13 protein-coding genes are annotated in these 18,715 nt (G+C 53.0%); 5 read left to right on the forward strand and 8 right to left on the reverse strand.

The features are described from left to right. Positions 1-16: 16 nt before the first annotated feature. Together KOR42_RS12860 and KOR42_RS12865 are read right to left on the reverse strand one after the other, a co-directional pair. On the reverse strand, positions 17-397 hold the full coding sequence (locus tag KOR42_RS12860) for a hypothetical protein (RefSeq protein WP_231740907.1): 381 nt from the start codon (positions 395-397) through the stop codon (positions 17-19). Continuing rightward, the gene (locus KOR42_RS12865) at positions 394-4,038 is read right to left on the reverse strand and encodes a hypothetical protein (RefSeq protein ID WP_146510239.1); all 3,645 of its coding nucleotides are present in this window, start codon (positions 4,036-4,038) and stop codon (positions 394-396) included. Before KOR42_RS12865 ends, KOR42_RS12860 begins: the two co-directional genes overlap by 4 nt. 407 nt (positions 4,039-4,445) lie before the next feature. Here KOR42_RS12865 and KOR42_RS12870 point away from each other — a divergent pair, with 407 nt between their 5' ends. Together KOR42_RS12870 and KOR42_RS12875 are read left to right on the forward strand one after the other, a co-directional pair. Continuing rightward, on the forward strand, positions 4,446-5,810 hold the full coding sequence (locus tag KOR42_RS12870) for a hypothetical protein (RefSeq protein ID WP_197441134.1): 1,365 nt from the start codon (positions 4,446-4,448) through the stop codon (positions 5,808-5,810). 259 nt (positions 5,811-6,069) lie between these two features. Then, positions 6,070-6,909 (forward strand): MBL fold metallo-hydrolase, encoded by an 840-nt coding sequence (locus KOR42_RS12875; RefSeq protein WP_146510241.1) that lies wholly within the window; start codon positions 6,070-6,072, stop codon positions 6,907-6,909. 439 nt (positions 6,910-7,348) lie between these two features. Here the strand turns inward: KOR42_RS12875 and KOR42_RS12880 are convergent, their stop codons facing one another. Then, positions 7,349-8,593: a serine hydroxymethyltransferase gene (locus KOR42_RS12880; RefSeq protein WP_146510242.1), complete on the reverse strand. Its 1,245-nt coding sequence runs from the start codon at positions 8,591-8,593 to the stop codon at positions 7,349-7,351. Between the two features lie 401 nt (positions 8,594-8,994). On the opposite strand from KOR42_RS12880, the gene KOR42_RS12885 reads away from it, so the two are divergent. Next, the gene (locus KOR42_RS12885; protein WP_231740908.1) at positions 8,995-10,437 is read left to right on the forward strand and encodes a pectate lyase; all 1,443 of its coding nucleotides are present in this window, start codon (positions 8,995-8,997) and stop codon (positions 10,435-10,437) included. 65 nt (positions 10,438-10,502) lie between these two features. Here KOR42_RS12885 and trpA read toward each other — a convergent pair whose 3' ends face one another. Together trpA and trpB are read right to left on the reverse strand one after the other, a co-directional pair. Continuing rightward, on the reverse strand, positions 10,503-11,318 hold the full coding sequence (gene trpA / locus KOR42_RS12890) for a tryptophan synthase subunit alpha (RefSeq protein WP_146510243.1): 816 nt from the start codon (positions 11,316-11,318) through the stop codon (positions 10,503-10,505). Positions 11,319-11,430: 112 nt separating this feature from the next. Continuing rightward, positions 11,431-12,636: a tryptophan synthase subunit beta gene (gene trpB, locus KOR42_RS12895; protein ID WP_146510244.1), complete on the reverse strand. Its 1,206-nt coding sequence runs from the start codon at positions 12,634-12,636 to the stop codon at positions 11,431-11,433. Between the two features lie 382 nt (positions 12,637-13,018). Here trpB and KOR42_RS12900 point away from each other — a divergent pair, with 382 nt between their 5' ends. Further along, the gene (locus KOR42_RS12900) at positions 13,019-13,861 is read left to right on the forward strand and encodes a sugar phosphate isomerase/epimerase family protein (RefSeq protein WP_146510245.1); all 843 of its coding nucleotides are present in this window, start codon (positions 13,019-13,021) and stop codon (positions 13,859-13,861) included. Positions 13,862-14,049: 188 nt separating this feature from the next. Then, positions 14,050-15,567, forward strand: a complete 1,518-nt coding sequence (gene cobA / locus KOR42_RS12905; protein WP_146510246.1) for a uroporphyrinogen-III C-methyltransferase — start codon at positions 14,050-14,052, stop codon at positions 15,565-15,567. Between the two features lie 168 nt (positions 15,568-15,735). On the opposite strand, the gene KOR42_RS12910 is transcribed toward cobA, so the two are convergent. The 3 genes from KOR42_RS12910 to KOR42_RS12920 all read right to left on the reverse strand — a co-directional run bounded on the left by KOR42_RS12910 (position 15,736) and on the right by KOR42_RS12920 (position 18,229). Then, positions 15,736-16,020: a ferredoxin family protein gene (locus KOR42_RS12910; RefSeq protein WP_146510247.1), complete on the reverse strand. Its 285-nt coding sequence runs from the start codon at positions 16,018-16,020 to the stop codon at positions 15,736-15,738. Positions 16,021-16,211: 191 nt separating this feature from the next. After that, positions 16,212-16,589, reverse strand: coding sequence for a rhodanese-like domain-containing protein (locus tag KOR42_RS12915; protein ID WP_146510248.1), 378 nt, complete (start codon positions 16,587-16,589; stop codon positions 16,212-16,214). Positions 16,590-16,702: 113 nt separating this feature from the next. Continuing rightward, a complete protein-coding gene (locus tag KOR42_RS12920; protein WP_146510249.1) occupies positions 16,703-18,229 on the reverse strand; it encodes a SpoVR family protein in 1,527 nt (508 codons plus the stop codon). Positions 18,230-18,715: the final 486 nt, after the last annotated feature.

An 18,715-nucleotide genomic window follows, 5' to 3' on the forward strand; every position in this document is an offset into this window, starting at 1 on the left:
CGCATTCCGCTGACTTTCAGAGGACGTGGACCGCGTATTGATGCATGAGTTCTGGGACCAGAAGCAGTGCGTATGCAATTACATCCAGTAAGAGCGCACGTTTCGGTCTCCCGTGATTCCAGTCATTCCCAGCGACCAGGAGAATCACTCCCGTCGCAAGAACAACCGGAATCATGATCACCCCGGAGAGCGTCTGGAAGCGTTGATGCACTGAAGCATCGCCGGGGATGGGAAATCGCTGAAAGACTCTCCAAAAGACGAACGGAACTGCGAAAAAATAGATTCCGAATTCATTCTTGCTGCCGATCTCGTGATGTGAACTGCATGTCAGATGGATCAACTTCAATCGCGAGTCACTGCGTCGTGCCTCTGTCATCTCAGAGGGGACAATGCTCACGGCGTTGCGGTTCGATCCGCTTTCGAAAGCTGTTCGTAATACGAATCAAGAAGTGAACGGTACTTGTCCGGAACCGGATCTCGGTCGATGGGAACCAGTCGTTCGTTGGGATCACGACGGGCCAGTTCTTCTGCGACGAGAGTTTGCAACTCGAGAAGCGGGCCATAGATCTTTGCGCGAACCATCTCCCAGTCTGGTTGTTTGGAATGTCGTTTGACATCGATACGAACCTTGCGGGCTTCGTCTCGAATCTGAGCGACGCGAGATCTGAGTTCGGGAGTTGTGACCATTTCCTCGACGTCCCGCATGCGATCAGACCATTCGACGTACTCGTCACCCGTCAACGGAAGAGAAACATTCCTTGGGGCTCCGCCATTCTCATCTCCTCCAGTTTCCTGAAAGAGTGATCCAAGCTGAGTCGCGAGATCCGCGCCGCTGCGACGCCCGCCTCCCTGCTGCTGACCTCCCTGTTGCTGACCTCCCTGTTGCTGACCCGGTTGCTGACCCGGTTGCTGACCCGGTTGTTGCTGACCCGGTTGTTGCTGACCCGGTTGTTGCTGACCCGGTTGTTGCTGACCCGGTTGTTGTTGTCCCGGTTGTTGTTGACCCGGTTGTTGTTGTCCCGGTTGTTGTTGTCCCGGTTGTTGTTGTCCCGGTTGTTGTTGAGTCGCGTTCGGGTCCTGTTCGAGTTCCGATTCGATTGCACGAGTGAGGTCTTCCAACTCCTCGTTCGCGAGTGCAAGCGCTTCTGTTTCGTCTCCGAGAATTCTCTCAGCTGCGCTTTCAACTCCTCGCTGAAGACGCTCGATCCCCTGACGTGCCTGTTGCTCCTGTTCTCGAGCTTCTTCGTCGAGACCATATCTTTGCAGCTGGGCTGCGCCCCGGAGTGCTTCTTCCGGTTCGTAGCGTCGCAAGTCACGAAGTGTTTCGTAGAGGCTGTCTGACAAGAGAGGTTCCGTGTTTTCCGCGTCCTGAATGAGCTCGCGCGTCCGGTCGAGCGTTTGGCTGAGACGTTCCCCCTGCTCTTCCAATGCCTCAGTGACTTCTCGCGAGACTTCCTGAGGTTCCGGATCACGCAGGCTGGGACGTTCGTCAAGTTGTTGTGACTCGGCTGATGGCTGCATCATCTGTTCGATGACCTCCTGCTCCTGAGCGAGGTTCCGAACATCATCTCTCAAGTTTCGAATGGCTTCGTCGAACTGGCCGGCGTTCTCTCGGCGAAACTCCTCTTTGAGTTCTTCAAGTTCTCGCTGCGCGCGGGTTCCTTCGGCGATGGCTTTGGATGTTTGGTTTTGTTGAAGTGCTTCCGACGCCTGAAGGAGGCGTTCGCGAGTTTCGTCGACCTGCTCACGAGCTTCGGCCATGCGCTGGCGATTGTCATCCTGACTCATCCGCTCACGGAGTTCGTCAAGATTCCGGAGCATTTCCTGCTGCTCTTCCTGCAAGCGTTTTAGCTGCCGTTCGAGTTCTGCACGCTGCTGCTCATCTTCGGTTTGCTTCAACTGATTCTCGAGTTCGCGGAGCTTCTGGTTTAGATCTTCCTGTCTGCGGGCGAGTTCACGCAAACGATTGAGGACTTGAAGCGTCTCACGTTGCTCTTCCTGCTGCACCTGTCGCTGGGCCTGACGTTCGGTTTCGTAGCGATTTCGATCGTTCTTCAACTCGAGCGAGTTCATTTGACGATTCATTCGCTGTTGTTGTGACTGACTCTGACTGCTTTGAGACTGGCTCTGCTGCACCTGTTTTTCTCGGGAGGTCAAACGCAACAGCGCACGATAAGCTGCCTGGGCTGCTGATCGCCCTTGCGGGAGTGATTCCAGTTTCTCGTTGGCGATGCCATCGGCGAAATGGCGAGATGCACTGACCATTGCATCGATGGCTTCCTGTAAGTGCTGTTTCATGAGGTCGTCTTCCAACGTTTCCATCATCTCCTCAGCCAATCCAATCGCCTGTTCCTGCGATTCGAAGAGGACTTCCATTCCGGGAAGAAATTGATTCGACGGCGCGGGGCGATTCTCTGAACGAATCAAGTTCCATGAGGCGGTGACGATTTGACGTTGAATTTCGACGAGCTTTCCTGACTCTCCGCCTTGTTGTTGCTGTTGCTGCTGTTGTTGTTGCTGTCCACTTTGGGCTGCTGCCTGGCGAAATATTTCCTCGAAAGGTCGCACTTCGGAAAAGAAGATATCGCTGAATGCCCTCCGCACGTTCCCATCAGGACCAATGTCATCTGCATAGAAGTAATAGGAGATGAGTTGATTCGGAACGACATCCAGCTCTTCGACGAAAACGGTATGATCCATCGCACGTTGTTCGTCCCGCTCTGCTTTGCCGCCAAGTTCCAGCTTTTCCGATTCTCCATCGGGACGCTCGTAAATCAGACCGTACTCCAACAGACCGTAATCGTCTGAAGCTTTCGCTTGCAGGACCAGTTCTTCGATCGGCGACACGCGCACGTCCCGCTTCGGAAAGACAACTTGCAGATCCGCCGGATGATTCGGAAGGACCTGAAACACGAATTCCGGAACGGTTCGGTTTGCACGTCCCTGCTGGTCGATCAACTCGAGCTGATACCGGTACTTCTTCGGCATTTCTGCGTTCCAGGTGAGCGCTCTCTTAACTGGATCGCTTCCATCTTCGATCAGCTCCAATCGGTTTCCTTCATCATCGATCAGCGCGGCGCTCTGCAAATCTTTATTGAGTGCAAAGCTGAGATCGAGCGTTGAGCCTTCAACCAGACTGACACGTCGAACATCGTCGAGGTGTTTCTCTTCAAGACCGGTGAACTCCGGGAATTGGATATCGGCATCCGCCCGGAGCAGTTCCGGATAGGTAAATGTCGTGATGGAAAACTCAGAAGATGTTTGGTCCGAGTAAACAATCTGATAGGTCATGTCCTGATCGACTTCTGCGAGCCGGCCCCCGAAGACGGGATCATCGAGACTCTTGCGCATCGGAATCGAGAGCGTTTCCCCATTCTGTTTGGTCGCAATGAGAGAAACCTCGTCGGGCAGTGCTTGCGGGAATCGCGCGAGGACGAGAAGACTCGCTCCCTTTTCAACTTCTGCGTCTCCCGGCTCGACGACAAGCTCAAAGAGCTGCTGTGATGTTTTCGGCGTTTCTTCATCGAGGTCGGCGACGCGCGCTTCGGAGGTCCCTTGATTCCATGGACCGGTGAACAGTGGAACGAGACAAAGAATCATGGCGAGGATTCGCAGCAACTGCAGCCCCCAGATTCCTTTCACCGACTTCGTCCAGTCCGCCTGAAAGTTGTGACGAAGGACTTCAGTAAACAGCTCGGACTGAAGAAAACTAAACCCCGACGTTTCCGCTTGCGGATGTTGTTGAACGGCCGCCAGCAGGCGCGTATCTAGCTCAGGAAAAGTTCGCTCAACTTGAAGGGCTGCCTGATGACGATCGTCGATCCGGGGACGACCTGCGATCCATCCGATCAACATCGCCAACGGCGCGCCGAGAATGAACAGCTTCATCATTTCTGCTGCCTGATCGCCAGCGCTTGCCATCGCAAGCAGCAGAACTGCAAGAAGTGCCCAAATCAGCAAAGATGCTCGAATGGCCCTGAGACGTCTAATCCGTCGAGCAACTTCATCGACTCGATGGAACAATCGGGACTCTGACATCGCGTCTCACTCTCTCGGGTGCCTGCCGACTAAATGACGTTTCCGCGCTTTGAATATCTTATCGTGCGGTTTTTGGAATTCACAGTGGAATTGGGGGGATGCTGTGCGAATCACAACGACTCTACCTGCGGAGAGAGTCGACTCTGAATCATCGACGGGGAAGACTTTGCGGGTTTTATGGCAGTCCCTCACATTTCCTGACTGTCGATCCGGAGATTGATCACTTCTGACTCAAGATCCACAAATTTTCGCGATAAGCTAGATCGAACACTTGAAACCAACCATCCAACAGCATTTCCCCATTCAGTGATTGAAATCACTCAGATGATTTGGCACGATGGGGACGTGTGTGAATCAAGATGATTCTTTGGATCCGATTTGATTTGACACAAACGAGGAGAGTTCTCATGAAGACTGTGTTGTGGGGAGTCGCGACCCTCGCTTTCGCGATCTCCGGGAGCACCACAGCGAACGCTGGCTGGTTCACTGGAACCGTCGGTTACAATTCCTGCCCGGTTACATGCTGTCAGCCAACATCATGCTACACCGCGTGCAAGGTCGAGCGCGAAACGTGCTACCGAACTGTCTATGATCAGGTCTGCGAACCTGTTCAGGAAACCTGCTATCGAACCGTCTGCGAAACCGTTTTCGAAGACGTTCAGGAAACCTGCTATCGCAATGTCGTTGAAACCGGCTGCCGCGAAGAAGAGTATCAGGTTTCTCGCCCCGTGTACGAAACCTCTTTCCAGGAAAGAGAATACACCCTCCAGCGACCTGTGTACGAAACCTCATATCGTGAGGAATCGTATCAAGTTCGTAAGCCTGTCTGGGAAACTGTCAATCGACAGGTCACACGCACTGTGATGCGTCCGGTCACAAGAACTGTCAACCGTCAGGTGACGCGAACAGTGATGCGACAGGTGACGGAAACCGTGAACCAGGAACGATGCTACACCGTCATGCGACCGGTCACGACCTATCGTCCGGTGCAACGTGTCGTCCCCGTCACTGTGAATCAGCAGGTTTATCGTCCCGGCCCATTAGTCTGGGGACGAAAACCGGGACTCTGCGGATGTCCGGTTCCCTGCCTGACTCGCTGCCCCGGCACCACTGCTACAGTCCAGCGTGTCTGTCCGCAAGTTGTCACCGAACAAGTCGCCTGCACGACTCTCGTCCCCCAGGTCGTCCGTCAGAACCGTCCCGTTCAGGTCTGCCGCATGGTTCCTGAGCAGGTGGTCGAGAACTGCCCGGTTCAGGTTTGCGAAATGGTTCCGGAACAAGTTGTCGAGAATTGCCCAGTCCGCGTCTGCAAATGGGTTTGCGAAACTCAGACACGAAAGATTCCCGTCCAGACATGCCGCATGGTCAACGAAGTGAAGACCTGCCGGATTCCGATTCAGACATGCCGCATGGTGACAGAAACTCTGACTCGAAAAGTCCCGGTTTGCACCACCAAGCGAGTTGCTTATCAGGTGACACGCAAAGTGGCTCGACCAGTGACACGACAAGAGCCATACACCGTCACTCGAATGGTTTCGAAACTCGTGCCACGCCAAGTCGCTTACGAAGTCTGCCGCTTCGTTCCCGTACAGCAATGTTCGACAATTCAACCCTGCGGAAGTTGTGGCGGGGCTGGCGGATGTGCCAACGGAGACTGCGGAGTCATTCAGCAGGAAGTTGGAAAACCAATCACTCCTGAAGCGGACCCAACTTTTGAAGCTCCTGAAGAATCCGGACCGGACGTGAATCCAGTTCCCGGAAACTCAGTCTAGAGATTCTTCAATCTCAGGTGATCATTGAATCGCACGAGCAACTCTCGACGGAGACTTGCTCGTGCGTTTTTTATTGCCCTCAGCTTCTGCCGCGAAAGCGTCGACACATCGATAAACCGTTGAAAGTCGCCATCTGTCATCTGGGGGAATTGTGGGTTTCTTTGCGAAAATTGGAGCGGGTCGCTGCAACCATCTCGCTGTCTGACATATTCTGACGCCGGTTGAATGAATGCGTCCTTCCCCTGAAAGCTTTCCCTGAATGATCGAAAACCTGCCGCTGAAATCCATCGAGCATGGTGGACTCACGATTGAAGGCTACTCACGAGCTGCGGTCCAAACGTACTGGCGAATCCCGGAACTCAAAGTTGGATTCGATCTGGGTGGCAGTCCATGGTCATTTATGGGTACGCAAACTTTTTTCATCTCGCATGCCCATCTCGACCATATGGCCGCTTTGCCTGCTTATGTCGCCCGGCGGCGCATGATGAAAATGGAGCCACCAACCATTTACGTTCCTGCGGCAGTTGCTGAATCCGTTCAGAAGATGCTTCGATCGTGGCAGAAACTTGATCGCGGCCGAATGATCTGTCAGCTCGTGGGTGCAGAGCCCGGAATGGAATACGAACTCTCACGCGAACATGTCGTCACCACCTTTGCGACAAAACACACGGTGCCGTCCCTCGGTTATGTCGTCTGGGAACGACGGAAGAAACTCAAGCCAGAATTCCAGGACCTTTCCGGAACCGAGATTCGTGATCTGCGAATGAAAGGTGTCGAAGTCAGCGCAGAGATTCGAATGCCGATTGTTTGTTATTGTGGAGACACTGCCCCACAAGGACTGGACCACTGCGATGCGGTCTTTCAATCGAAGATTCTGATCACAGAACTGACGTTCTTTCGTCCCGAACACCGCAAAGAGAAGATTCACAAGTTCGGCCATACCCATCTCGACGACCTGATCGAGCGCGCCGATCGGTTTCAAAACGAACTCGTCATTCTTGGCCACTTCAGCACGCGCTATCACGAAGAACAGATTCGGCGAGCCGTCGAGAAGCGATTGCCTGAGAACCTGAAGAAGCGTGCCATGCTTTGGCTATGACAGCTTTGAAGAGTTAACGGCTTTGAAGGGACATCCGTGTTCTGAAGCTACGTAAGTTTCAGCCGCCCAGCGTTTTGACGATTCAGCGATTCAGCGATTCAGCGATTCAGCGATTCAGCGATTCAGCGATTCAACGATTCAACGATTCAACGATTCAACGATTCAACGATTCAACGATTCAACGATTCAACGATTCAACGATTCAACGATTCAACGATTCAACGATTCAACGATTCAACGATTCAACGATTCAACGATTCAACGATTCAACGATTCAACGATTCAACGATTCCCCACGGTGATCGCAAACTCAGTGAGCCCAAACTCAGCTGAGCGATTCAGTTGCTCAAAGCTCTTAAGCACCCGATATCAAAAATCCCCCGATCGACGCATCAGCCGATCGGGGGGATTTTTTCTATCCGTAGGATCTATTCAGAAATCAGGAGCTGATTCCGGGAACAGGGAAGTTCTTCGCAAACTGAGCGATTTCACTTCGAATCGCCTGAACTTTGGACTCGTCATCAGTCGACCGGAGAACTCTGAGAATCCAATCTCCGACCTGTTTCATCTCAGCTTCTTTCATCCCGCGTGTCGTCAACGCAGCGGTTCCGATTCGGACGCCACTTGGATCGAGTGGTTTGCGTTGATCGAAGGGAATCATGTTCTTGTTGACGGTAATGCCTGCGCGATCGAGAGCTTCTTCTGCGATCTTTCCAGTGAGATCGATCGCGGTCATGTCGCAAAGCATCAGGTGATTGTCAGTTCCTCCACTCGCGAGACGAATTCCGCCCGCGACGAGAGTTTCCGCCAGTGCCTGTGCGTTCGCAATGACCTGCTCGGCGTATGCCTTGAAGGTGGGTTGCTGGGCTTCATGAAAACAGACTGCTTTGGCCGCGACGATGTGCATCAATGGCCCTCCCTGCAGTCCCGGAAAGACGGTCTTGTCGACAGCCTTTGCGTGTTCGGACTTGCAGAGAATAAATCCGGAACGTGGACCACGCAGCGTCTTGTGAGAGGTTGAAGTCACGAAGTCCGCAACTTCAACTGGATTGTTGTGACATCCCCCAGCAACGAGTCCGGCGTAGTGAGCCATATCGACCATCAGCAGCGCGCCGTTTTCCTTCGCGATCTCAGCAAACTTGGGATGATCGATTTCGCGTGGATAGGCACTTGCCCCAGCGACGATCATTTTCGGTTTGTGCTCTTTCGCGAGCGAGGCAACCTGATCGAAATCGATTCTGTGATCGGACTCACGAACACCGTAATGAACGACGTTGTACAACTGCCCCGAGAAATTCAGGTGCATGCCGTGTGTGAGGTGTCCCCCGTGGGCAAGGTCCATGGCGAGGATCGTATCACCGGGCTTCAGCTGAGACATGTAGACCGCCATGTTCGCCTGCGAACCAGCATGTGGCTGCACATTGGCGTGGTCTGCCCCAAAGAGCTGACAGACACGGTCGCGTGCCAGCACTTCGACTTCGTCGACGAACTCGCATCCGCCGTAGTAGCGGCGACCGGGATACCCTTCAGCGTATTTGTTCGTCAGAACTGTCCCGGCAGCTTCCTGAATGGCTGCGCTGGTGTAGTTCTCCGAAGCGATTAATTCGAGGCCTTCTACCTGTCGGGTTCGTTCACGCAGAATCGATTCCCAAACTGCAGAATCGCACTCCTGAAGGGCTGACATGATCTTTCCTTTTCAATAAGCAACAATTGATGTAACTTTGAGCCTGCGAACCGATGGTCATTCTGGTTCGACGCACTGCACTCATCGCCCCCCAATTTATAGTGTTGGCCCGGTCCAGAAACCACCATGCACATGCTGGGCTCCTAGAATCGACAAATGGGATTCGTAGATGACGGAAATCGCTTGAGGACGAATTGTTCCCACCTAATTGTTTTTGTTCTTCGACCAATTGACCAAAACCATTGTTCGCACAACTTTTGTGACAAAAACTCCCCTCCGGATGTTCATCAAAAGACCGAATTCCTCTCGAATTTTCTGCCCGTCTTCCCTTGAACCTCTGAGAATCGGCAGACCGAGAAAACGAGCTGACTGCTCCAACAACACTGCAACTTGAGACAGCCATGAAACACCTTCGCTTGCTGACAGCTCTCTGGATGCTCTTCATGGGATGGGGAATCGACGCCGATGCTGACGACAAAGTTGTTCAGAATGCAAAGGAAACGATGATTCGGGCGACTCGGTACTTTCACGACGAGGTCGCTCGTCACGGGGGCTACGTCTATCACTATTCCCCCGACCTGAAAGTGAGATGGGGCGAAGGACTGGCGACGGAAGATCAAATCTGGGTTCAACCTCCCGGCACACCGACAGTCGGAATGGCATACCTGGAAGCGTACTCAGCCACGCTCGATCGAGAGTTTCTCGTTGCAGCCAAAGACGCGGCCGAAGCCCTGGCATATGGACAGCTTCAATCCGGAGGATGGGCGAACTGCGTCGACTTCAATCCCGCGGGAGAACGGGTCTACCTGTACCGCAACGGAAAAGGCCGGGGACGCAACAATTCTTCTCTCGACGACGGACAAACCCAATCGGCGTTGTTGTTCCTGATTCGGATGGATGGGGTTCTTCAGTTTCGGGACGAGACCATTCACGATGCTGCGATGGTCGGGCTCGATGCTGTCCTCAACGCTCAATTCCCGAACGGTGGATTTCCTCAGAGTTGGACCGAGCCGGTTGAAGATCGTCCTGTCCTCAAAGCCAAATATCCTGACCACGACTGGCGAACCGAGGGCCGAATCAAAAACTACTGGGACATGTACACGCTCAACGACAACGTGTGCGGATATCTCGCCCAAACGCTGATCGCCGCCCATGAAACCTACCGGGATGAGCGAAGTCTTCAGGCTCTTCGAAAGTTGGGGGACTTTCTGATTCTTGCACAAATGCCCGAACCGCAACCGGGTTGGGCTCAGCAATACAACCCTGACATGGAACCGATCTGGGCAAGGAAGTTCGAACCTCCGGGAGTTTCCGGCGATGAGACTCAGGAAGCGATTGAAACACTTCTGCAAATTGCCAAGTACACAGGAGACGATCGGTATCTTGAACCGATCCCGGCTGCGCTCGACTATCTCGATCGGTCCGTGCTCCCTGACGGTCAACTGGCTCGCTATTACGAACTCAAAACGAACCGGCCACTCTACATGAAGCGGTCAGGAGGCACTTATTCGCTGACTTACGATTCCTCAAACCTGCCGAGTCATTACGGCTGGAAAACTTCTGCGAAAATCGACAGCCTTCGCCAGTCCTATGAGCAACAGCGAGCCCATCAACTCGTCGCCGAGCCATTCGATATCGAGTCGTTGGAATCACGTGCAGAACAGATCATCAAAGACCTTGATCGACAGGGACGATGGGTGACGACCGCTTCCGGTGAACGGCTCGTCGGACAACCGAAAATCCGGGCTGGCGATCAGTACATCAGCAGCGAAGTTTTCAGCGTGAACCTCATCACTCTCAGCACTTACCTGAAAACAATGGCCGCAGCACTCGCCTCCAGGTAAACCAATCTTCCGAAAAGACCTTAAAGTCTTTCACGAAATCGCTTCGTAGCACAAACGAAGAGGCTCTACTTTGTGTGCGTCGCAGTGACCATGTCGCCAGCGAGTTTCGTGAGTTCTTTCTGCAGATCTTCTGATGAGAGTGTTTTGTCAGCAAGCTCTTGAAAACGCCTGACAATCGCTGAGCCGATGATGACTCCGTCCGCCAAACCTCGCAGCGGTTCGACATGATCGGGCTTACTGATTCCGAATCCGACTGCGAGTGGAAGGTCGGTCTCTTCGCGAAGCCACTTCAACTGATCAAGCAAGGAATCCGCAACTCGCTCTCGTTCACCGGTCGTCCCAGCCACAGCGATGCAGTAAACGAACCCCGAACAAGATTTCAGAATCTTGCGGACCCGTTCTCTCGGGCTTGTGGGAGCAACGAGTTGAATCAGGTCCAACCCCGCACCTTTGACTTTCTCGAACACCTCCGCTGCCTCATCTCCGGGCAGATCCGGAATAATCAATCCGCTGATTCCGGACTCAACGCAGGAAGACAAGAACTGATCGACACCGGTGCGAAAGACAATCGCGAAGCTGACCATCGCCACAAGCGGGGGAAGTTCCTCGTGATCGAGTTCTCCCAACGCTTTGAAAATCTGCGAGACAGAGACTTTCGATTCGAGCGCTCGCGTATACGACGCCTGAATCACCGGGCCATCGGCAATGGGATCGCTGTACGGAAACCCGATTTCGATCATATCGACATTCGAAGCTCCCAGCGTGCGAATCACCTGTTGGGTGGCTGCGAGATCGGGATCGCCAGCGGTAATAAATGGCATGAATGCCATTTGGTTTTGTTCTTTTAAGCTGGCGAAGACGGCTGAAATGCGTGAGTCCACTCGGGATCTCCGTTGAAATGACTTCGGTAATGACTTCAGTGTTGTATCAGTAGGTGGAATCAGTAATGGCCGCGATCGAGCGACTCGATAGGACGCTTTAGCTGTTGCCGCCTTACATTTCAATTCCGGTAAGGCGTGCCACTTCACTAATGTCTTTGTCCCCGCGTCCCGAAAGGCAGACGACGACAATCTCATCGGGTGATCGCTTTTGCGCTGCTTTGACTGCGTGGGCGACAGCATGGGAACTTTCGACCGCAGGCAAAATCCCTTCAAGTTTGGCAACGAGCTGGAACATCTCCAAAGCTTCGTCATCGGTGGCGACGGTGTATTGAACGCGACCGGATTCTTTCCAGTAGCTGTGTTCCGGTCCCACTCCCGGGTAATCCAGTCCGGCTGAAATCGAATGGACATCCTGGGTTTGCCCGTCTTCATCCTGCATGACGTAGCTGAAACTGCCGTGCAGAACCCCTTTGCTCCCGTAAGTGAGAGGACTCGCATGATCTCCGGGCTGTGTCCCGCGTCCACCTGCTTCGACGCCCGTGAGGCTGACGTCGTAGTCTTCCACGAATGGATAGAACATCCCGGCGGCATTGGAACCGCCTCCCACACAGGCGATAACTTCGTTCGGAAGCTGTCCGGTTTCGTCGAGGCATTGCTGGCGAGCTTCGCTTCCAATCACCGACTGGAAATCGCGAACAATCATCGGGAACGGGTGCGGACCGACAGCAGACCCGAGGATGTAGTGCGTGGTGTCAACACTGGCCATCCAGTCTCGCATCGCTTCGTTGATAGCGTCCCGGAGAGTTCGAGAGCCCGATGTGACTGAGCGAACTTCTGCTCCCATGTTTCGCATGAGGAACACGTTCAGCTTTTGCCGCCGAATGTCTTCTTCGCCCATATAAACGACGCAATCGAGACCGAATCGCGCACACGCCGTTGCCGAAGCGACACCGTGTTGACCGGCTCCGGTTTCTGCGATCACCCGTTTTTTGCCCATTCGAAGCGTGAGCAGTGCCTGTCCGATCGTGTTGTTGATCTTGTGAGCACCGGTGTGATTCAAGTCTTCCCGCTTGAAATAGATCTTCGCTCCACCGGCGTGTTCAGTAAGTCGTTCAGCAAAATACAACGGACTGGGACGACCGACGTAGGTCTTGAGAAGGTGATCCAGTTGGGACTGAAAGTCTGGATCGGCCTTGGAACGCAAATACTCTTCGTGAAGCTGGTCCAGGGCCTCCATGAGTGTTTCGGGAACAAATCGGCGACCGAACTCTCCGAATCGTCCTTCTGCGTCAGGAACACTCTTGGTGGCATTCGACATTATCTACTCTCTCAGTCTCGTTGTGTTGCAGCTGTTCGACACTTAGCATTGTTGATCTGACGCGAGTCGGCAAGGACAGGTTCAGTTCAGATTGCTTCGCAGCACGATCCACGAGTTTCGCGTCGCACTTCCGAGATTATTTCGAGGCTTGCGAGAACGTCAACGAATTCGGATCGATTTCAATTTTCATTTCGAAAGAAAGCCAACATTCCGCATGGAATCCTTCGAGATGTCCGCAACTCAAGCGAGAAACGGCGTTCTTGTCGACGTTGATTGACCGTGATGGAAAATTGAAGTCCAATGCGCCCATCAAAAATTGCTCATTTGTGCTCCATGACCGAAGAATGTCGCGGAGCAGACACTTGAATCGAGGAAGACAAATATGAAGTACGGTCTGAATCTGCTGCTCTGGACGTCCGGTGTCGATGAATCGATTTTCCCAACTTTGGACAAAATCAAGGAGTGGGGCTACGATGGCGTCGAATTGCCCGTCTTTGAAATGGACGAGGCCGCTTATACCAAAATCGGATCGAAGCTGGACGAACTCGGTTTCGGACGGACAGCTGTCACCGTCTGTACTGCTGAAGAAAATCCGATTTCGGAAGATGCCGCAATCCGCGAAGCAGGCGTCAATCGGCTGAAAAAAGCAATCGACATGTGCGCTGCATCAGGTTGCACACACCTCTTGGGACCAATCCACTCCGCGCTGGGGCATTTCGTTGGTCGGGGGCGAACCGAAGAGGAATGGAAGTGGGGCCAGGAAAGTCTCGCCAAAGCTGCGGACTATGCTCAATCCAATGACGTCACTCTCGTCGTCGAGTATCTCAATCGTTTCGAGTGCTATTTCCTGAACTGTGCCGAAGACACCGCACGTTTCTGTCGGGAAGTGAATCATCCGCATCTGAAAATGATGTACGACACATTTCACGCGAACATCGAAGAAAAATCTCCGAGCGGAGCGATCAAGGCCTGCCAGGATCAATTGGTTCACATTCATATTTCAGAGAATGACCGGTCGACTCCGGGCGAAGGGGGCGTCAACTGGGATGAGAACTTCAAAGCAATCAAAGAGTCTGGCTATGACGGTTGGCTGATGATTGAAGCGTTCGGTCTCGCCCTGCCGGAACTGGCCGCCGCAACCATGATCTGGCGAAGCATGTTCCCCAGCGAAGAGCATCTCGCCAAAGAAGGACTGAAATTCATGAAGTCTCGAATGGAGGGATAAATTTCCCCCTTCTCCGAAAGAGATTTCCACGGACGATGGATGATCTCACTCACGCAATTGGCCCAGGAAGTTCATTCTCGGGCCAATTGTTTCTTTTCAACGACGTGTTGAAGTGTTCTTCTCAAAAGTGCACAACACGTCACTGCCCGAGCGTGGGCGAACATCATGCGACTGAGGAAATTTGATTGATGGCGGAAGTCGGAAAAGTTTATCTGGTCGGAGGCGGTCCCGGTGATCCCGGATTGTTGACGCTCAAGGCGAAACGCTGCCTCGAAATCGCGGACGTCGTGTTGTACGACGGCCTCGTGAATCCACTTCTGCTGAGATACACCAAAGCGACAGCTGAGAGAACAAACCGAGTCGGCACGGGATCAAAGCGACGAATCGATCAGGACGAGATCAACAAGCGGCTTGTCGAAGCTGCCCAAGCTGGAAAGACCGTCGTCCGCCTCAAGGGGGGAGATCCGTATATCTTCGGTCGGGGGAGTGAAGAGGCATTGGCTCTCGCTGAAGCTGGGATTCCCTTTGAAGTGGTCCCCGGGATCACTGCGGCAACGGCAGCTGCGGCGTATTCAGGGATATCTTTGACCCATCGGAAGTTGGCTTCGGCTGTGGCCTTCATAACCGGTCACGAAGCCCCGACGAAACCGCAGTCGGCTCTGGATTATGAGCAACTGGTCAAATTCCCCGGCACGCTCGTTTTCTACATGGGATTGCATCGGCTCCCCGAGATCGCGAAGTCTCTGATCTCAAGCGGGATGGATCCGGAAACGTCGACTCTGGTCATCTCAAAAGCCAGCACTCCTCTTCAACGAAGTGTGCATGCCTCTCTCAAAGACATTGGCGAGCGGGTTGCCGAGGCGAATCTGCCAGCTCCTTCGCTGATTGTGGTGGGCGAATGCACTCGACATCGAGAGCAGATCAACTGGTTCGAAACGCTTCCACTGATCGGCCAAACGATTGGCATTGCCCGCCCTGAACATCAAGCGGATGAAGTGATCGATCAGGCCATCCAACTTGGTGCTGCCCCGATTCTGATGCCTGCGATCAAGACTTCACCACTCTCTGACTGGACGGAAGTGGATCAAGTCATCGAAACACTCGAAGAGTTTGACTGGATCGTGTTCACAAGCGTGAACGGTGTCGATGCTTTTCTCGGGCGACTCTGGGAACTCGGATGCGACGCGAGACGCTTTGGAGGAACAAAGATCGCCTGCATTGGCCCAGCAACAGCCAAACGCCTCGAAGAGTATTCGATCCGCCCGGATCTGGTCCCTTCGGTCTATCGAGGAGAAGAACTCGCCGAGGCAATGAGACCACATGTCCAAGGAAAGTCAGTTCTCTGGGCGCGGGCAAACCGTGGTCGAGAAGTCATTCCGGAAACGCTCATTTCCGCCGGAGCTGAGTTTCGGAGCCTCGTTGTTTATCAACACCTTGACGTCCCTTCATTCCCGAATTCTGCAATCGACTCTCTCCGTCATGGGAAACTCGACTGGATCGCGCTTAGCAGTCCGACCATTGCACGCAATGTCGCGGAACGAATACAGGAACTGTCGCTGAATCAGCTGCCGAAATTCGCGGCCATCAGCCCAGTGACTCAGGAAGCGGCCGAACAAGCCGGTTTAACGATCTCTGCTGTCGCGCAGGAATACACCTGGCCGGGACTGTTTCAGTCGATCGTCGAGTTGCAAGAGAACCACATCTAAGAAAATCCGCTGTTGGCCCGAATTATCTCGCCATCTTCACCCGCGAGACAAACACCTTTGCATAGAAAAACCGGTCGCGGAGATGCGACCGGTTTGAATTCCAGCAGTCCGGAACCGGAGTGAACGCTTCCGCCACACCGTTATCGCTCAACTGAGCGGTCTTCTCGACTAGCCGACGTCGCCACCGAGAGCTTCTTTTTTCTCAGTGATCACTGGGCATTGAGGAGCCATTTCAGCGTTGAGCTCAGTGTATCCCGCCCATTCTTCTGGAAGGTTATCTTCGTGGAAGATCGCTTCGACTGGGCACTCCGGAACACAGGCTTCGCAGTCAATACATTCATCAGGATGAATGTAGAGAATTGCTTCACCTTCGTAGAAACATTCGACGGGGCAAACGACAACGCAGTCGGTGTATTTGCAGTTAAAACATGGTTCCGCGACGACATGTGTCATCAGACTTTTCCTTTTCCGGATGCAACAGATTGCGAAAGTAAAAATTCACGGCAACTCAAAGCAAAACAATGCTGCCACAAATCATATGTTCGGCCAGTTATCTCGTTGTAGGACGGCAAAAATATGGTGTCAAGACATTTTGCCTATCCTCCGATCGCTTGATCACTGTATTGAGATTTGGTCTCAATTGATTACGAACTTTCAACAGCAAATCCTGCCTCATTCCAGGCTCTCCATCCGCCATCCATTGAGATCACTGACGTGTATCCCATTCGCTGAGCTGCGTCTGCTGCGAGAGCGGATCGATACCCGCCGCCGCAGTACATGACCATCTTCGTCGATGGATCAGGAACGACCTTTTCGATGTCTCGTTCCAGAACACCCTTCCCGAGATGAATGGCTTTGGGCAGGTGACCTTTGGCAAATTCGCTCTCTTCCCGCACATCGACGAGCAGGAATTCGTCTCCGTTCTCCTGCATTTGACGTACATCCTCAATTGTGCATTCGGTGACCTTCGCCCGAGCATCGTTCACAATTTCGAGAAAACGCGGGGAATGACTTTTGGCCATTTGAAGAACCTCAATTCGTAAATTGCTTGTCGGCTTCGAGTTTGGAATCGCTGATCACTGACGGCTCCCGACGATTCGCGAGGAGTCTTATCCCAGCGCCTCAAACTCTGTGACTATTTCTCGATCGACTTGATCTCGTGAGTGTGTCCATCGTACGAAATTGTCGACAGTTCTTCATCGATGACCGTTTCAAGATGCACCGGTCGTCCCCAGATCGCCTGCAGATTCTTGAGCGTATCGTTCGCGTAGTCCTGCTTGAGTTCGACTCCCTGATAGTCGTGTCGCAGATAGAGTTCTCCACGATTGGAATGGTTCCCATCGACGACGAAAATAAACGGCCGACCGTGATTCGTCAGACTCTTCAGAAACTGTTTTTTGATCTCATCAAATTCGCGAGAGGCAATTTCATAGTCGCCACTGCGATCGTTGTACGCGAATGAGAACATCTTGTGCCGCTGACAGAACTCCGCAGTCAAGAACGTGTCGATGAATGTGAGGTCGTTATGAATCCGCCGGACTTCGAAAATCTTGTCGCGTCCCAAACCGAGTTCGCGATCCCAACTTCGCTTGTGGTGCATGTCGTCGCAAGTTTCCCACTCTTCGCCGAACTGTCCGCGATTCCAGCGTTGTTCGATATCTCGGAAGAGTTCGATTCCGATTTTGTAGGGGTTGATCCGCTGCGGAGACATCGCCATCGTGCCCGAATGATGGTCCGCATAGTCAATCACTTCAGCATCCGTCAGCCCGTGGCGAGTCATGATTGTTGAGTGCCAGTAGCTCGCCCAGCCTTCGTTCATAATCTTCGTCTGCCCCTGAGGAGCGAAGTAATACGCCTCGTCACGAATGATCGCCAGAACATCATGCTGCCATTGATTGAGCGGAGCATGATCGAGGAGAAACTTCAGCACATCGCGTTGCGGCTCTTCCGGGAATGATCGCTGCGCCGCCTTCTCTTCTGCAACAGCGGAACGTCTCTGCTCTTCACGTTCCAGCACTTCTGGAGGATTGATGTAATCGTCCATGTAATCCTTCGCCCGGAAGCGACCGCGCGTCGAGTCTGAATCGCCGTCTCCCTTTGGTTTCGATTTTGAAGAATGATCGGGAGAAGCGGTTCGCTGGATGTGCGGCAGATACGGGTCGATCAGATTGTCGAGCGAGAGACAACAGTCGATGAAGCGTTCGACGTTTTCATAGCCAAACCGGTCAATATACCGATTCACCCGCGCAGCATGGTTGGCCATTTGATCGAGCATTTTTCGATTCGTGGGGGCGAACCAGGCATTGTTTTTGAAGAAGTCACAGTGACCGTAAACGTGCGCGATGACCAGTTTCTGATCGGTCAATTCATTCGCCGTCAGAAGGTACGCATAGCACGGGTCGGTATTGATCACCATCTCGTAAATCTTGGAGAGCCCGTACGAATAGCTCTTCAGCAACTCGTCATACTCCGCTCCGAATCTCCAGTGCGGATAGCGAACCGGAAATCCGCCGTATGCCGCGAACATGCTCAATTCTTCATAATCGAGCATTTCGAAGATTGTCTCAAAGCAATCCAGACCGTACGACCGCGCAATTTCTTCCATGCGACATTGAATGTCTTGAATCTCAGGCGGGAGAGCTCTGTGCGTCGTCACAGCCATGCGTCATCTCCTGTACGTCGATCCATCCTCATTCATCATGCGGAGTCGACATGGTCGTTTTAGAGGCGACCGGACAGACGAAACGCTCAACACCTCAATTCCGGGCTCCGAAGTCGGGACTGTGGAGCGAATTGACCTGACAGCACTTCTCCCGTCGGGGTCTGCCTCAGAATTCAAAAGAGCAAAGGTGTTTGCGAAATCCTATACAGGAAAGCTGTTTACGAATAGGTGAATTCCCAGTCGCGAGGATCTTCACCACTTTTCGAACGCTGCAAATGAAGAGGATTCCCGGAACGAGCAATAATCCCGCAAGCGTCTGCACGAGAATTGCCCCGAAGTTGCCAAGAAGGTACAACGAAAAACAGCCACGACAGACTACGACTTCGACGAGGACGTTGGTGCGACAAGCTGATCGTGATGAAGAGTGAAACGATGCGTTTTTTGATTTTCGAATTGCTTTATTGGATGAATTGAGGCCACGTGTTT

This window comes from Thalassoglobus neptunius (assembly GCF_007859735.1).
Lineage (GTDB): Bacteria > Planctomycetota > Planctomycetia > Planctomycetales > Planctomycetaceae > Thalassoglobus > Thalassoglobus neptunius.

What these genes read in the sequence shown, in the direction of transcription:
- KOR42_RS12865 (WP_146510239.1), bottom strand. Translation starts at nt 4,038, where the DNA reads ATGTCAGAGTCCCGATTGTTCCATCGAGTCGATGAAGTTGCTCGACGG.
- KOR42_RS12870 (WP_197441134.1), top strand. Translation starts at nt 4,446, where the DNA reads ATGAAGACTGTGTTGTGGGGAGTCGCGACCCTCGCTTTCGCGATCTCC.
- KOR42_RS12875 (WP_146510241.1), top strand. Translation starts at nt 6,070, where the DNA reads ATGATCGAAAACCTGCCGCTGAAATCCATCGAGCATGGTGGACTCACG.
- KOR42_RS12880 (WP_146510242.1), bottom strand. Translation starts at nt 8,593, where the DNA reads ATGTCAGCCCTTCAGGAGTGCGATTCTGCAGTTTGGGAATCGATTCTG.
- KOR42_RS12885 (WP_231740908.1), top strand. Translation starts at nt 8,995, where the DNA reads ATGAAACACCTTCGCTTGCTGACAGCTCTCTGGATGCTCTTCATGGGA.
- trpB (WP_146510244.1), bottom strand. Translation starts at nt 12,636, where the DNA reads ATGTCGAATGCCACCAAGAGTGTTCCTGACGCAGAAGGACGATTCGGA.
- KOR42_RS12900 (WP_146510245.1), top strand. Translation starts at nt 13,019, where the DNA reads ATGAAGTACGGTCTGAATCTGCTGCTCTGGACGTCCGGTGTCGATGAA.
- cobA (WP_146510246.1), top strand. Translation starts at nt 14,050, where the DNA reads ATGGCGGAAGTCGGAAAAGTTTATCTGGTCGGAGGCGGTCCCGGTGAT.
- KOR42_RS12910 (WP_146510247.1), bottom strand. Translation starts at nt 16,020, where the DNA reads ATGACACATGTCGTCGCGGAACCATGTTTTAACTGCAAATACACCGAC.
- KOR42_RS12915 (WP_146510248.1), bottom strand. Translation starts at nt 16,589, where the DNA reads ATGGCCAAAAGTCATTCCCCGCGTTTTCTCGAAATTGTGAACGATGCT.
- KOR42_RS12920 (WP_146510249.1), bottom strand. Translation starts at nt 18,229, where the DNA reads ATGGCTGTGACGACGCACAGAGCTCTCCCGCCTGAGATTCAAGACATT.